The organism is Paractinoplanes durhamensis, assembly GCF_016862175.1.
Taxonomy (GTDB): Bacteria; Actinomycetota; Actinomycetes; order Mycobacteriales; family Micromonosporaceae; genus Actinoplanes; species Actinoplanes durhamensis.
In genome coordinates this window covers 134,759-148,803 of the sequence record NZ_BOML01000043.1, presented here as the reverse complement: position 1 = coordinate 148,803, position 14,045 = coordinate 134,759, and the positions used below count along the sequence as shown (strand labels likewise).

The following is a 14,045-nucleotide window of genomic DNA, read 5'->3' as shown; positions in this document are numbered from 1 at the left end:
AAGGGGCCCTCCATCAGACCTCGATCCGGATACGGCGGCGGCGCGCCGCGACCACGAGTGCGATGCCGGCCACGAGTATGGCGGCTCCGGCCCCTCCGATGGCAATCCCGGCCGGGCCGGTGATCGGCAGGCCACCGCCGTCGTCGTCCCCGCCCGCCTGACCGCCGGTGCCGGCCGACGGGCTCGTTCCGGCCGAGGCCGACGGGGACCCGCTCGGGCCGGTGGTGGCGGACGTCGACGGTGCGGCGCTCGGGTACCACCCGGCGATGACCGCGAACGACTGGGTGTTGTCGGAGAGGTCGCTGTCCACCAGGTCGGGAGCGGCGACCGTGACGCTGCCGCCGCCCAGGCCGACGAGGCCGCGCACGTCCGCGGAGACCTTCAGGTCCAACCAGTACTCGATGTAGTCGCCGGTGGGGTTTGACGCCGACAGCGGCTTCAGAACCTGCGAGAACCGGCAGTCCGCGGCCCGGCGGTCGGCGGTCATCACACAGCCGCCGTACTCCTGGCTGAATGCGGTGTGCTCGGGCAGCTTGATCTTGACGGCGACGCCCTCGGAGGCCAGGTCGCCGTAGTTGGTGACGACGAACCGGAGCGGGCTGGTCCGGCCGGGCGGGATCGGTTCGTTGCTGTTGCGGCCGAACTCGTCCCGGAAGGTGACGTCCCACATCGTGGTGCGGAGGTCGACGCCGTGCCGCTTGTCGGCGATCGTGACGCCGACGGTCCGGCTGTCGTTGCCGGCCACCGCGTCACCGTCGGCCTTGACCGAGACGGTGACCCGGCCGGCATAGCCGGTGGCTCCGTCGCGCGCGCTTACCCCGAGGTACTCCCGGTGGGTGCCGCCCGGGTTCGGCAGAAAACGCCAGTCGGACTCGCAGGAGGTGACCTTGTTCTCCTCGGCGGGGCAGCTCCGGCTCAACCGCGGCACGCTGACCTTCGTCAGGTCCAGACCGGACCAGTCGATCATGTAGGTGACCGAGAGCGGCCTGGTCGTGCCGTGGTTCTCCAGGGTGAACAACGCCGGCTTGCCGAGGCCGGGCGCCGACAGCGTGACGTCGGAGAGGCTGATGCCGAAGTCGACATCGGCCGCGAAGGCCGGCCCTCCGCTGACACCGACGGCACCGGCCGCGATCAGGACGGCCGCGGCGAGGCGGGCGAGGTTACCCCGCCACGTGGTCGCCATCAGATCTCGATCCGGACCCGGCGACGGCGCGCCGCCACCATCAGCGAGACGCCGACCACGAGCACGGCGATGCCGGCGCCGCCGATGGCGATCCCGGCCGGGCCGGTGACCGGCAGGCCGCCGCCGTCCTCGTCGCCGCCGCCCTGGCCGCCACCTTGGCCGCTGGGGCTGGCCGAGGCCGAGGGCGAAGTGGTGGCCTGGCCGCCGGCGTAGACGCCGAACGTGTCCACGTTGTCGGAGGCGTCGACGTCGCGCAGCTGGTCGGCCGTCGCCCACTTGATGTAATCCGGCAGGGCCGGGACGGCCGCGCGCTTGGCGATGGCCGCCTCGTAGGGCGCCTCGCCCAGCGCCTCGACCGTGATCGCCCCGCCGGGCAGCATGACCGGGCCCTTCGCGTCCGCGGCGACCAGCACCTCGAATGAGAAGAACATGCCGTTGCCGTCGTCGATGATCTCGCCGATGTTCTGGCGCGGCGTCAGCGGGAACTGCGGCAACTTGCAGTCGAGGGTCCGGCCGCCGGAGCCGCTCACGCAGCCGTTGTAGACCCGCTGGGTGAACGAGGTGTGCGGGGGCAGCTTGATCGTGACGCGGACGCCGGTGGCGGTCATGTCGCCCTGGTTCAGGATCAGCGGGATGAAGATCGACGTCTTGCCCGGCGGGATCGGGTCGTCGGTGAAGGCGCCGTTCGGGTCCTGCCACTTCACGTCGTTGGCGACGACGCCGAGGTCGGCCCCGTGCGCCGTGCTGATGGTGACGTCGACGGTGCGGCTGTCGTTGGCGGCGACCGCGTCCCCGGCGACCTTGACCGCGACGGTGAGCTTGCCGGCCGAGCCGGTGGCACCCGCGACGGCGAGCAGCGGAACGACGTACTTCGTGGTCTGCCCCGGGCCGGGCACGTCCCGGTCGGCCACCGCGCAGGTGCTGACACCCTTGTCGGTGGTGCAGCCGTCGAACCCGGAGAGCTTCACCTTGCTCGTGTCCAGCGCGGACGCGTCGAACGTCACGACCACGGCGGCCGGCTTCGTCGTGCCGAAGTTGTGGACGTCGACCGTGGAGAACTTGCCCACGAAGTCGGCCGTGAGCGTGGTGCCGGCAACGTCGATGCCGAGGTCGACCTGAGCCGGCGCGACCCGGGCTGCCAAGGCCGGCGCCGCGGTCAGACCGACGGCGCCGGCGGCAACGAATGCGGCCACTCCGAGGCGGCCGAGATTACGTAGAAACATGGAAATGGCTCCCCGTGAGCGGCAAAGCTACGGGGAGGAATGTAGCGACGAACGTCGACGTTGTCTGCCCCGGCCCCGGCCGGTGTGCCGACCGTTGCCCCAGCGTGTCCCCGCCGTTACCCCGGCCGTCGGGCCGGCGGCCGGCCGTGGGTTACGAGACCAGGGGCTTCAAGGCCTCGGCGGCGGCGGCGACCGTGCCGGGGACGTGGCCGTGCCGGACCAGGTTGAGCGTGATCCCGGTGATGCCGGGCTCGATCACGTCCTTCTGGAGCTGCTCGGCGATCTGGTCGAAGGTGCCGACGAAGACCCGCGCCAGCCGCTCCGGCGGAACACTTGCCAGCAGCTTCTCGGCCTCCGCCTCGGACTCGGTCGGGAGCAGCATGGCGAGGTAGCTGGTGGCCAGGGTGGCCGGGTCACGGCCGGCCTCCTCGCAGCGCTGCCGGAGCACCTCGACCTTCTTCGGCACGTCGCCGCGGTCGCAGATGATGTTCATGTGGTCGGCGAAGCGGGCCGCCAGCCGGAACGTCTTCTTCTCCCCCGAGCCGCCCAGCATGATCGGGATCTGGCCGCGGTAACGCGGGTTGTTCATCGCGTTCTCGACCTTGTACCACTTACCGGCGAAGGTCGGATTTTCCCCGCGGAGCATCGGGGCGATGATGTTGAGCGCCTCCTCCAGCCGCTCGAACCGGTCGGTGAACGTGCCGAACTCATACCCGAAGTCGTCGTGCTCCCGCTCGAACCAGCCGGCGCCGATGCCGAGGATGGCCCGCCCGTGCGACACCATGTCGAGAGTGGTGACGGTCTTGGCGAGCATCGGCGGGTTGCGGTAGGTGTTGCCGGTGACCAGCGTCGACAGCTGGATGGTCTCGGTGGCCGTGGCCAGCGCGGCGAGAGCCGTGTAGGCCTCCAGCATCGGCTGGTCGGGCGTGCCGATGCCGGGCAGCTGATAGAAGTGGTCCATCACCAGGACGGTGTCGAAACCGGACGCCTCCGCCTCCCGGGCCTGGGCGATCACGGTGTCGAAGAGCCGCTCGACCGGCGTGTCCGGGTAGGTGAAGTTCGGGATCTGGTATCCCAGGCGAATCGTCATACCCCCAGCCTTACCACTCCTGCGTTGCCGCTGCCCCTCAGTAGGTGGCCCGGCCCCCACTGATGTCGTAAACGGCACCGGTCGAGAAGGTGACCTTGTCGGAGCAGAGCCAGGCGATCAGCTCGGCGACCTCCTCGGCCCGGCCGACCCGGCGCATCGGGATGAGACCGGTGATGTGGGCGAGGGCTTCGGCACCGGTGTCGGCGTTCATCGGGGTCTCGATCACGGCCGGGGCGATCGCGTTGGCCAGCACGCCGGTGGTGGCCAGCTCCTTGCCGAGCGACTTGGTCAGGCCGATGACGGCGGCCTTGGAGGCCGAGTAGGGCGACATGTTCGGGTTGCCGTCCTTGCCGGCCATGCTCGCGATGTTGACGATCCGCCCCCAGCCGTTGCTGATCATCCCCGGCGCGAAGGCCTGGCAGGTGTTGAACGTGCCGTGGACGTTGACCGCGAAGGTGCGCTCCCAGCCGTCGAGCGGGATCTCCCACAGCGGCGCGTTGGGCCCGACGATGCCGGCCGAGTTGACCAGGATGTCGACCGGGCCGGTCTCGGCCGCGGCCCGGCGCACCGCGGCCGCGTCGGTGACGTCGACCCGCAGGTCGGCGCCGTCGGCCAGGTCGAGGGTGCGGACCTTGACGCCGTCGGCGGCCAGCCGGGCCGCGACCGCGGCACCGATGCCGCTGCGGCCGCCGGTGACCAATGCAGTCCGGATCGGTTCGGGGCGCATCAGTGCGACTCCCGGGAGACCTGCCAGCCGCTGGCACCGATCAGGAAGTCGAGGTCGGCGCCGGTGCTGGCCGGGCCGACGGTGTCGACGTAGAGCTTCTCCCAGCCGCGGGTGGGTGCCGCGTAGGCGGCCGCGGCCTCGGCCGACGGCGCGCGGGCGGCCAGCTCGTCGTCGGGGACCTCCACGTCGAGGCGGCGTTTCGCCACGTCGAGCACGATCATGTCGCCGGTGCGGACCTTGGCGAGCGGCCCGCCCGCCGCCGCCTCGGGGGTGACGTGCAGGACCACCGTGCCGTACGCCGTGCCGCTCATCCGCCCGTCGCAGATGCGCACCATGTCGCGCACCCCGGCGGCGAGGAGCTTCTGCGGCAGCGGGGTGTTGGCCACCTCCGGCATGCCGGGGTAGCCCTTGGGCCCGCAGCCGCGCAGCACCAGGACCGAGTCGGCGGTGACGTCGAGGTCGGGGTCGTCGAGCCGGGCGTGCAGGTCTTCGATCGAGTCGAACACCACCGCCGGGCCGCGATGCGTGAGCAGCTCCGGGGACGCCGCCGCCGGTTTGATGACCGCACCGCCCGGGGCGAGGTTGCCGTAGAGGACCGCGATCCCCGCCTCGGCCTGCAGCGGCTCGGCCCGGGCCCGGATGACCTCCCGGTCGTAGACGCGGGCGTCGGCCAGGTGGTCGACGAGCGGGCGGCCGGTGACCGTGAGCGCGGCCGGGTCGAGCAGGTCGCGCACCTCGGCGAGGACCGCGTGCAGGCCGCCGGCCCGGTAGAGGTCGTCCATCAGGAAGCGGCCGGCCGGCTGCAGGTCGACCAGCAGCGGGACGGCCGAGCCGACCCGGTCGAAGTCGTCCTGGGTGAGCTCGATGCCGAGCCGCCCGGCCAGGGCGAGCAGGTGCACGACGGCGTTGGTGGAGCCGCCGATCGCGGCCAGGGCGACGATCGCGTTGAGGAAGGACGCGCGGCTCAGCACGCCGCTCGGCCGCCGCTCGGCGTCGACCATCTCGACCGCGAGGACCCCGGTGGCGTGCGCGGCCTCGAGGAGCCGGCTGTCGGGGGCGGGGGTGCCGGCGATGCCGGGCAGGGTCATCCCGAGCACCTCGGCGAGCAGGCCCATCGTCGAGGCGGTGCCCATCGTGTTGCAGTGGCCGCGGCTGCGGATCATCGAGGACTCGGAGCGGCGGAACTCGGCCGCGCTCATCGTGCCGGCCCGCACCTCCTCGGAGAGCTGCCAGACGCCGGTGCCGCAGCCCAGCGGCACGCCCCGGAACGTGCCGGTGAGCATCGGGCCGCCGGGCACGACGACCGCCGGGATGTCGACCGACGCGGCCGCCATCAGCAGCGCCGGGATGGTCTTGTCGCACCCGCCGAGCAGCACCACGCCGTCGATCGGGTTGGCCCGCAGCATCTCCTCGATCGCCATCGCGGCCATGTTGCGCCAGAGCATCGCGGTCGGCTTGACCAGCGTCTCCCCCAGCGACACCACCGGCAGGTTGAGCGCGATGCCACCGGCGGCGTGGATGCCGTCGGCGACGCTGCGGGACACCTCGTTGAGATGGGCGTTGCAGGGGGTCAGGTCGGAGGCGGTGTTGGCCATCGCGATGTGCGGCCGCTCGCCGTCGAACGCGTCCTCGGGCAGGCCGCGACGCATCCAGGCTCGGTGGATGTAGCTGTTGCGGTCGTCGCCGCCATACCAGCCGGCGCTGCGCCTCTCCGGATGCCTCTCTGGATGCCTCTCCGGATGCCTCTCGGTGTGCCCCTCGGTCATCTCCGACCTCCCTCGAGGATTCGAATGGGTGTTCGAACGCTACCGCCGGGCCGTCCCGGAAAGATAGAGCTTTCATTCTGTCGGAACGAGGGTCTAGCATCCGGAACATGACCGAACCCGACAGCCGCCTGGTGGGCGCCGACCGTGTCTTGGCCGTCCTGGCCGAGCTCGCCCGGCACCCGCAGGGCATCGGTCTGGAGGACATGGCGCGGGCGATGGCCAGCCCGAAACCGACGGTCCACCGCTGCCTCGCGTCGCTGCGCCGGGCCGGTTTGGCGGCCCAGGACGGCCACGGGCGGTACGTTCTGGGCGACGAGTTCCTGCGGCTCGCGTTCGCCCACCACGAGGCCCGCCCCGACCACGTGCGGGTCCTGCCGGTGCTGCGCGCCCTCTGCGAGAGGTATGGCGAGACCGTGCACTATGCGACCTTGGACGGGCGCTCGGTGGTCTACCGGTCGAAGCTCGACCCGCCCTCGGGCGCGGTCCGGCTCACCTCGGTGGTCGGCGGCCGCAACCCGGCACACACGACGGCCGTGGGCAAGCTGCTGCTCTCCACGGTGCTGGAGAGCGAGGCCGCGGTCCGCGCGTGGGTCGGCGACACCGAGCTGCCCACCCCGACGACCCGGTCGGTGGCCACCGCCGGCCAGCTGTGGGACGAGTTGCGGATCACCCGCGAGCGCGGCTTCGGGGTCGACGACCAGGAGAACGAGTCGGGCGTCAACTGCCTGGCGGTCCCGGCCTACCTGACCTCGCCGACCGTGCCGAGCGGCGCGATCAGCATCAGCGGCCTCGCCTATCGCACCCCGATCGAGAAGCTGGTCGGCGACGTGCCCGCGATCCTCGCGATCGTCGCCGGGAGGGAGACACCGTGACCGGCTCACTGGACGCGGTCGCGGTCAGCCCCGGCCGTTACGAGCTGGGCGAGGGCCCGATCTGGGACGCGGAGCGGCAGCGCCTGCTCTGGGTCGACATCCTGGCCGGCAAGGTGTTCGCCGGCCGGCTCGACCCGTTCACGGTGACCGACACCTGGGAGTTCCCCGGCCTGGCCACCGCGGTCGCGGTCGCGGCCGGCGGCGAGCTGCTGGTCGCCGAGCGGGAGACGCTGACCCGGGTCGACCCGGACGGCTCGCGCACCGAGCTGGCCCGGGTGCTGCCGGCCGGCGGCGGCAGCCGGCTCAACGACGGCGCGGTCGACCCGGCCGGCCGCTTCGTGGTGGGCAGCATGGCGACCGACGGCCGCACCGGCGAGGAGGTGCTGGTCCGCTTCGAGAACGGCGGGCTGACCACGCTCGACGACGACCTGACGCTCTCCAACGGGCTCGCCTGGACGGCCGACGGCAGCGGGCTCTTCAGCATCGACTCGGTCGCGCGGCTGATCCGCAGGCGCGACTACCCCGACGGCGAGCGCCACGACCTGTTCGCGGTGGAGGCCGGGCTGCCCGACGGCATGTGCCTGGACAGCGACGGGAACCTGTGGATCGCGGTGCACGGCGCGGGCCGGGTCGAGTGCCGCAGTCCGGGTGGCACCCTCTTCGGCGTCATCGAGGTCGGCGCGCCCCAGCCGACCAGCGTCGCCTTCGCCGGGCCCGGCCTCGACGTCCTGGTCATCACCACCGCGACCGAGGGCATGTCGGCCACCGACCTGGCCGCCCACCCCGACTCCGGCCGGGTCTTCACCGCGTCGGTCGGCGCCACCGGCCTGCCCACTCCGTACTGGAATCCGTCCCTGTAGAAATCGGAGACCTTGTGTATCTCATGCGCATCGGCGCCCCCGGCGCCGAGAAGCCCGTCGTGCGGGTCGATGACAGCTCCTACGTCGACGTCTCCGACCTGGTGACCGACTTCGACGAGAGCTTCTTCGGCAGCGGCGGCGCCGCCGGGCTCGCCGGGCCGGTCGCCGAGCGGATCGCCGCCGGCCGGACCGAGTCGTTCGGCAGCCAGCGGATCGGGGCGCCGATCGCGCGCCCGCATCAGCTGCTCTGCATCGGCCTCAACTACCGCGATCACGCGGCCGAGACCGGTCAGGCCGTGCCGGACGAGCCGATCCTGTTCACCAAGTCGCCCAACACCCTGATCGGGCCGAACGACGACATCCGCATCCCGCGCGGCTCCACCAAGACCGACTGGGAGGTGGAGCTCGGCATCGTCATCGGCAGCCGCACCTCCTACCTCGACTCGGTCGCCGACGCGGCCGCCGTGATCGCCGGCTATGTGCTGGTCAACGACGTGAGCGAGCGCGCGTTCCAGATGGAGCGCGGCGGGCAGTGGAGCAAGGGCAAGTCGGCCGAGACGTTCAACCCGGCCGGCCCGTGGCTGGCCACGCCGGACGAGATCCCGGACGTGCTCGACCTCGACATGACGCTGGACGTGAACGGGGTGCGGCGGCAGACCGGCAACACCCGCACGATGATCTTCGACCCGTTCTTCATCGTGCACCACCTGAGCCAGTTCATGGTTCTGGAGCCGGGCGACCTGATCAACACCGGCACCCCGCCCGGCGTCGGCATGGGCTTCCGGCCGCAGGTGTGGCTGCAGGCCGGCGACGTGGTCGAGCTGTCCATCTCCCGGCTCGGCACCGCCCGGCAGAGCGTGATCGGCCCCCGCTGATGCGCGCCGTCGTCCTCACCGGTCCGGGCAAGGCCGAGGTGCTCGACGTTCCGGCGCCCGAGCCCGCGGCCGGCCAGGTGGTGGTCGACGTCGAGCGGGTCGGCGTGTGCGGCACCGACATGGAGCTGTTCAGCGGCGAGATGAGCTACCTGCACACCGGGGCGTCGTCCTACCCGCTGCGGCCCGGGCACGAGTGGTGCGGCACGGTCACCGCGGTCGGCGCCGGGGTCGACGAGAGCTGGGCCGGGCGGCGGGTCACCGGCGACACGATGATCGGTTGCGGACACTGCCGCCGCTGCCTGCAGGGCCGGCACTGGGTCTGCGAGCAACGGTTCGAGCTGGGCATCCGGGACGGTCTGCCCGGGGCGCTCGCCGAGCGGGTCGCGGTGCCGGCCGGCTACCTGCACGCGCTGCCCGACGCGGTGGACGCGACACTCGGCGCGATGGTCGAGCCGGGCGGCAACGCGCTGCGCAGCGTCGAGGCGGCCGGGCTGACCGCCGGGGAGCGGCTGCTGGTGCTGGGCACCGGGACGATCGGGCTGCTGGTCGCGATGTTCGCCCGGGCCCGCGGGGCCGAGGTGCATCTGATCGGCCGGGGCCCGGAGGATCTGGCGCTGCCGAGATCGCTGGGCTTCACCCAGGCCTGGACCAGGGAGACGCTGCCCGACCAGCCGTGGGACGGGGTGGTGGACGCGTCGACCGGCGCCGAGATGCCGCCGTTCGCGCTCGAGCGGGTCGAGCCGGGCCGCCGGGTCGTCTACATCGGGCTGTCCGTGCCACCCAGCCTGATCGACACCCGGGATCTGGTGCTGAAGGACGTCACCGCGGTCGGCATCCTCGGCGCGTCGGCCGGGCTGGCCGGGGCCATCGAGGCGTATGCGGACGGCTCGGTCGACCCGCGTCCGCTGGTCGCCGCCACCGTGAGTCTCGACGAGATCGTCGATGTGTTTGCCGGCCGGCGCCCGCCCGGCGCCGGGCCGAAGATCCACGCGGACCCCAGGAGATGAGATGAGCGAATTCGACGGCCTCACCGCGATCGTCACCGGGGGTGCGTCCGGGATCGGGCTCGCCACCGCGGGGCTGCTCGCCGCGCGCGGTGCGCGGGTCGCCTGCCTCGACCTCAATCCGAAGGTGGAGCAGCCGCTGACCGGCTTCCTCGCCGACGTCACCGACGACCGGTCGATCCGGGCCGCGGTGGATGCGGCCGCCGAGGCGCTGGGCGGCATCGACTTGGTGATCAACAACGCCGGGATCGGGGCGCAGGGCACGGTCGAGGACAACGACGACGCCGAGTGGGCGCGGGTCTTCGACGTGAATGTGCAGGGCATGGTCCGCACGACCCGGGCCGCCCTCCCCTACCTGCGCCGGTCGTCGCACGCGGCGGTCGTCAACGTGTCGTCGATCGCGGCCACCGCCGGGCTGCCGCAGCGGGCGCTGTATTCGGCGACCAAGGGCGCGGTGCTGTCGCTGACCCTCGCGATGGCCGCCGACCACCTCCGCGAGGGCGTCCGGGTCAACTGCGTGAACCCCGGCACCGCCGACACCCCGTGGATCGGCCGGCTGCTCGCCAAGGCCGACGACCCCGACGCCGAGCGGGCCGCCCTGGCGGCCCGCCAGCCGACCGGCCGCCTGGTCAGCGCGGATGAGGTGGCCGCGGCCATCGCCTACCTGGCCAGCCCGCTTGCCGCGGCCACCACCGGCACGTCCCTGGCCGTCGACGGCGGCATGCAGGGCCTGCGCCTGCGCCCCCGCACCTGAGCACAGGCCGCCCCGGCCGGCCCACGCTCGCCGGGCCGGCCGGCCCGACGCGACAACCGACCCAGCGCGACAACCGACCCGACGCGACAACCGACCCGACGCGACAACCGGCCCGACGCGACAACCGGCCCGGCGCGAGGGCCAGGTCTTACAAACCCATTACGACCAGGTCTTACGGACCGGTGACGTGATGGTCCGAGCCTCATCGGCGTCGATCCGGCCGCCGTATCCCCGCCTGCCGGCAGCCCCCACGCCCGGGTGCTGCACGTAGGAAGGGATCCGGATGAACGCAAGACCACGCACCGTCCGCCGGTGGGCCGCGCTCGGAGTTCTCGTGGCCACCGGGGCGGTCACCGTCGTGTTCGTCTCCAGCGGCGGCCGGGGCACGGCGTCGGCGCAGACCAGCCTCGCGCAATACGTTCCGATCGGGCGGGTTGCGCCCAACGTCGTCGTGCCGAAGCCCGGCCGGAACGCCGCCACCGGGGTTTTCACGGTTGACTGCGGCACCAACGGCAACGGCAAGTTCAGCCCGGACAACCCGGTCGCCCAGCCCGGCATCAAGAACGGCGCCGAGCATGTGCACGACTTCGTCGGCAACCTGGCGATCACCGCCGACACCCCGGACGACGTGCTCGCGTCGTCGGACACCACCTGTGCCGACGGCGATCGGTCGTCGTACTTCTGGCCGGTCGTCCGGATCGACGGCTCGGTCCGGGCCGAGGCCGGGCCGGTGACCGGCGGTGCCGCACCCACGGTGTCCTGCCCGGACGTCGCGGGCCGGCTGCCGGTGGTGCCGGCCTCGGTGCGGGCGCAGGTCGCCGCGCAGCTGGCCCGGCTGGATCAGCTGACCCGGGCGGCCCAGGCGAAGCTCGGCGGCAGTGACCGGATCGACGCCCGCCGCAACAACAGTGTGCTGGCCGGTCTGCGCGGCGAGCGGGCCGCCGTGATCAAGCAGATCAGCCGCACGATGGCCCGGGCCGGGATGCGTCCGTCCGGACTGGTCTCCACCGTCGACTGCGAGATCGGCTACGAGGGACTGCACGCCGGGCACACCGCCGCGGCGGCCGCGGCGAGCGGGGCGACCCCGACGGTCTCCTGCCCGGACGTGAAGGGGAAGGTCAGCGGGGTGCCGGACCAGGCCGCCGCCGAGGTCGACCGCAACCTCACCGAGCTGGACCGGCAGATCGCCGAGGCCAACCAGCGCCTGGTCACCGCCGCCGGCCAGGGCGGGTCCGGTTTCGCCGAGAACGCGGTCCTCGGCCCGCTCAAGGCCAAGCGGGCGGCCACCATCGACCGGATCCGCATCGCCATCGGCCGGCGCGGCACCCCACCGGCCGGCCTGGACGCCCTCGCCGGCTGCGCACTCAACGGGGTGGCCCCAGCGAAGACGACGCCACCGGCGGCGGCTCTGCCCGCCCCGGCCGGGCCCAACCTCGAGCTGCCCAACAACACCGGCAAGATCCTGCGGCCGGTGTCGGTGCTGATCGAGTACCGCGGCAACGCGACCGGCAAGGTCACCCCGATGCCGAAGTTCCTGCGGGAGCTGACCGGCGACGCCAAGCCGACCAGCCGCGGCCCGGCCAACGCCCGGGCGACCTGGACCTGCTCCGGTTTCGCCGACCGGCTCGCCGACAAGTACCCGATCTGCCCGGCCGGCCGCCGGGTGCAGCGGGTCCAGGACTTCCCCGGCTGCTGGGACGGTAAGAACATCGACAGCGAGAACCACCGCTCGCACGTGGCGTTCGCCGACCCGCGGAGCGGCGCCTGCCCGGCCGGTTTCGTCGCCATCCCGCAGCTGCGGATCACCGTGTCGTACGCGATCCCGCGGGATGTCCAGGAGCGCGGCCAGTACGCGCTGGACTCGTTCCCCGAGGAGAACCACAACCCGTTCTCCGACCACAACGACTTCGTCAACGTCAACTCGGACCGGCAGATGACGAAGATCGCCGCCTGTATCAACGCGGGCCGCCGTTGCGGCTGACCGGCGCGGGTGGCGCGGGTGGCGCTAGACGGGCGGGCGTCACCCGGGCAGTACATGATTCGATGGGGCATGCCCCGATACGAGGACGTTCTCGAGCCGCTGCGCACCGCCTACGACGGGCATGCCGCCTGGCGCGACGGGTTGTCGAAGGAGCCGTGGAAGGTGGCCGAGCGGCAGGCCTTCCGGGATCGGCTCGAGCCCGGGTCCCGGCTGCTGGAGGTGGGGGCCGGGCCCGGGCAGGACAGCGCCTGGTTCCGGGCCGAGGGCATGTCGGTCGTGGCGGCCGACCTCTCCCCCGCGATGGTCGAGCTGTGCCGGGCCAAGGGCATCGACGCGTACGTAAAGGATCTGTTGCATCTTGATTTTCCGGCGGAGTCGTTCGACGTGGTGTTCGCGATGAACTGCCTGCTGCACGTGCCCAACGAGGACCTGCCGGCCGCGCTGGCCGCGATCCGTGACGTCGTGCGGCCCGGTGGTCTGGTGTTCGTCGGGGTCTACGGCAACGAGACGCCGTTCGAGGGGCCGCTCGACGGCGACCAGCACGACCCGCCGCGCTTCTTCTCCTGGCGGTCCGACGAGCAGTTGTGCGCGTTCGCCCGGCCGCTGTTCGAAATCGCCGACTTCCATCCGGTGATCACCGACAAAGGATTCCGCTTTCAGTCCCTGACGCTGCGCCGGCCCCGATGATCGGATCGAACCGGGTCGGATGATCCGGCCGCATCGGCCGACACGTCGCCGAGCGGACAGTGGCGCCGCGTCCGGCGGAGAAACATGCGCCCGATCAGCCCGCCGCGAGATCGGTGACCGTCATGGCCGAGCGCCCGAGTCTTCCCGAGAAGCTCAAGTCGTGGGTGCCGCTGCTGGCGCTGCTGGTCGGCGGGGCGGCGAGCATCGCGATGGGCGAGGCCTCCGGCCTGCTCGCCCGGCTGCAGTTGGCCGGCCAGCCGTCCTACGGGGCCGGCGCGCTGACCGGTCCGGGGGTGCCGTGGGTGCACCGGTCGGTCACCGACGCGACCCTGCGACTCTCCACCGCGGCGCTGATGTCGGCCCGGTTCCCGTTCATCACCCCCACCGGATCGCTGGTCTTCTGCCCCGTAAAAGGCGACGGGACCCCCGCCAAGACGTTCGACGTGGACGGTGGCTACCTGGAGAACAACGGCATCGCGCTCGCCCTCGACCTCTGGCGGGCCCTCGAACCGGAGGTGGCCCGGCGCAACCGGGCCGCAGCCGGCGACCAGCCGCTGATCGTGCCGATGCTGGTCGTGCTGGACAACCACTACCAGCGCGGTGGTGCGGCGGCCGCCGCGCAGCGCCCGGCCGAGCTGATCGCGCCGATCAACGCGTACATGGCCCCGCACGCCGCGCAGACCGACCCGATCATGCTGCAGGACGCGCTGATGGAGTTGTCCGGCCGGCCGCCCGGCGAGGAACTCGGCCAGGTGCGGGTCGGGACCAATCAGTGCGGCAACAGCCGGGTGTTCCGGGTGGCGCCCAACGAGCATCCGGGGGTGGAGGCGCCGCTGGGCTGGGTGCTGTCCGCGGCGTCGCAGGCGGACCTGCGGCAGGAGCTGCGCACGCAGGTGGCCACCGGGGAGCCCTGCAAGGCGGTCACCGACGCGGCGGCCGGCACCGTCCCGGCGCTGGAGCCGGGCGGCATGGCACCGGCCCTCCAGATGCTGGGCGGCGCCCTGAACGTGTACTGATTCGGCG

13 protein-coding genes are annotated in these 14,045 nt (G+C 72.4%); 8 read left to right on the top strand and 5 right to left on the bottom strand.

The window, feature by feature from the left end; genetic code table 11:
- Positions 1–13: 13 nt before the first annotated feature.
- The 5 genes from Adu01nite_RS27565 to Adu01nite_RS27545 form a co-directional block, all read right to left on the bottom strand.
- A complete protein-coding gene (locus Adu01nite_RS27565) occupies positions 14–1,183 on the bottom strand; it encodes a hypothetical protein (RefSeq protein ID WP_203730755.1) in 1,170 nt (389 codons plus the stop codon).
- Positions 1,183–2,406, bottom strand: a complete 1,224-nt coding sequence (locus tag Adu01nite_RS27560; RefSeq protein WP_203730754.1) for a hypothetical protein — start codon at positions 2,404–2,406, stop codon at positions 1,183–1,185. Before Adu01nite_RS27560 ends, Adu01nite_RS27565 begins: the two co-directional genes overlap by 1 nt.
- A 151-nt stretch (positions 2,407–2,557) precedes the next feature.
- A complete protein-coding gene (locus Adu01nite_RS27555; protein ID WP_203730752.1) occupies positions 2,558–3,496 on the bottom strand; it encodes a TIGR03560 family F420-dependent LLM class oxidoreductase in 939 nt (312 codons plus the stop codon).
- A gap of 37 nt (positions 3,497–3,533) precedes the next feature.
- Positions 3,534–4,223, bottom strand: coding sequence for an SDR family NAD(P)-dependent oxidoreductase (locus Adu01nite_RS27550; RefSeq protein WP_203730750.1), 690 nt, complete (start codon positions 4,221–4,223; stop codon positions 3,534–3,536).
- Positions 4,223–5,989, bottom strand: coding sequence for a dihydroxy-acid dehydratase (locus Adu01nite_RS27545; protein ID WP_203730748.1), 1,767 nt, complete (start codon positions 5,987–5,989; stop codon positions 4,223–4,225). Before Adu01nite_RS27545 ends, Adu01nite_RS27550 begins: the two co-directional genes overlap by 1 nt.
- Positions 5,990–6,096: 107 nt before the next feature.
- Here Adu01nite_RS27545 and Adu01nite_RS27540 point away from each other — a divergent pair, with 107 nt between their 5' ends.
- The 8 genes from Adu01nite_RS27540 to Adu01nite_RS27505 all read left to right on the top strand — a co-directional run bounded on the left by Adu01nite_RS27540 (position 6,097) and on the right by Adu01nite_RS27505 (position 14,038).
- Positions 6,097–6,861 (top strand): IclR family transcriptional regulator, encoded by a 765-nt coding sequence (locus tag Adu01nite_RS27540; RefSeq protein WP_203730746.1) that lies wholly within the window; start codon positions 6,097–6,099, stop codon positions 6,859–6,861.
- Complete coding sequence (locus Adu01nite_RS27535; protein ID WP_203730744.1) at positions 6,858–7,721, top strand: SMP-30/gluconolactonase/LRE family protein; 864 nt, start codon at positions 6,858–6,860, stop codon at positions 7,719–7,721. Before Adu01nite_RS27540 ends, Adu01nite_RS27535 begins: the two co-directional genes overlap by 4 nt.
- Positions 7,722–7,744: 23 nt before the next feature.
- Complete coding sequence (locus Adu01nite_RS27530) at positions 7,745–8,596, top strand: fumarylacetoacetate hydrolase family protein (protein WP_307836655.1); 852 nt, start codon at positions 7,745–7,747, stop codon at positions 8,594–8,596.
- Positions 8,596–9,603, top strand: a complete 1,008-nt coding sequence (locus Adu01nite_RS27525) for a zinc-dependent alcohol dehydrogenase (protein ID WP_203730740.1) — start codon at positions 8,596–8,598, stop codon at positions 9,601–9,603. Before Adu01nite_RS27530 ends, Adu01nite_RS27525 begins: the two co-directional genes overlap by 1 nt.
- 1 nt (position 9,604) lies before the next feature.
- Positions 9,605–10,354 carry an SDR family NAD(P)-dependent oxidoreductase gene (locus Adu01nite_RS27520; protein WP_203730738.1) on the top strand — a complete coding sequence of 250 codons (750 nt, stop codon included), beginning with the start codon at positions 9,605–9,607 and terminating at the stop codon, positions 10,352–10,354.
- A 283-nt stretch (positions 10,355–10,637) separates the two neighbouring features.
- Positions 10,638–12,335: a DUF1996 domain-containing protein gene (locus Adu01nite_RS27515; RefSeq protein ID WP_203730737.1), complete on the top strand. Its 1,698-nt coding sequence runs from the start codon at positions 10,638–10,640 to the stop codon at positions 12,333–12,335.
- 69 nt (positions 12,336–12,404) lie between these two features.
- Complete coding sequence (locus Adu01nite_RS27510; RefSeq protein ID WP_203730734.1) at positions 12,405–13,022, top strand: class I SAM-dependent methyltransferase; 618 nt, start codon at positions 12,405–12,407, stop codon at positions 13,020–13,022.
- 122 nt (positions 13,023–13,144) lie between these two features.
- The gene (locus Adu01nite_RS27505; protein ID WP_203730732.1) at positions 13,145–14,038 is read left to right on the top strand and encodes a hypothetical protein; all 894 of its coding nucleotides are present in this window, start codon (positions 13,145–13,147) and stop codon (positions 14,036–14,038) included.
- Positions 14,039–14,045: the final 7 nt, after the last annotated feature.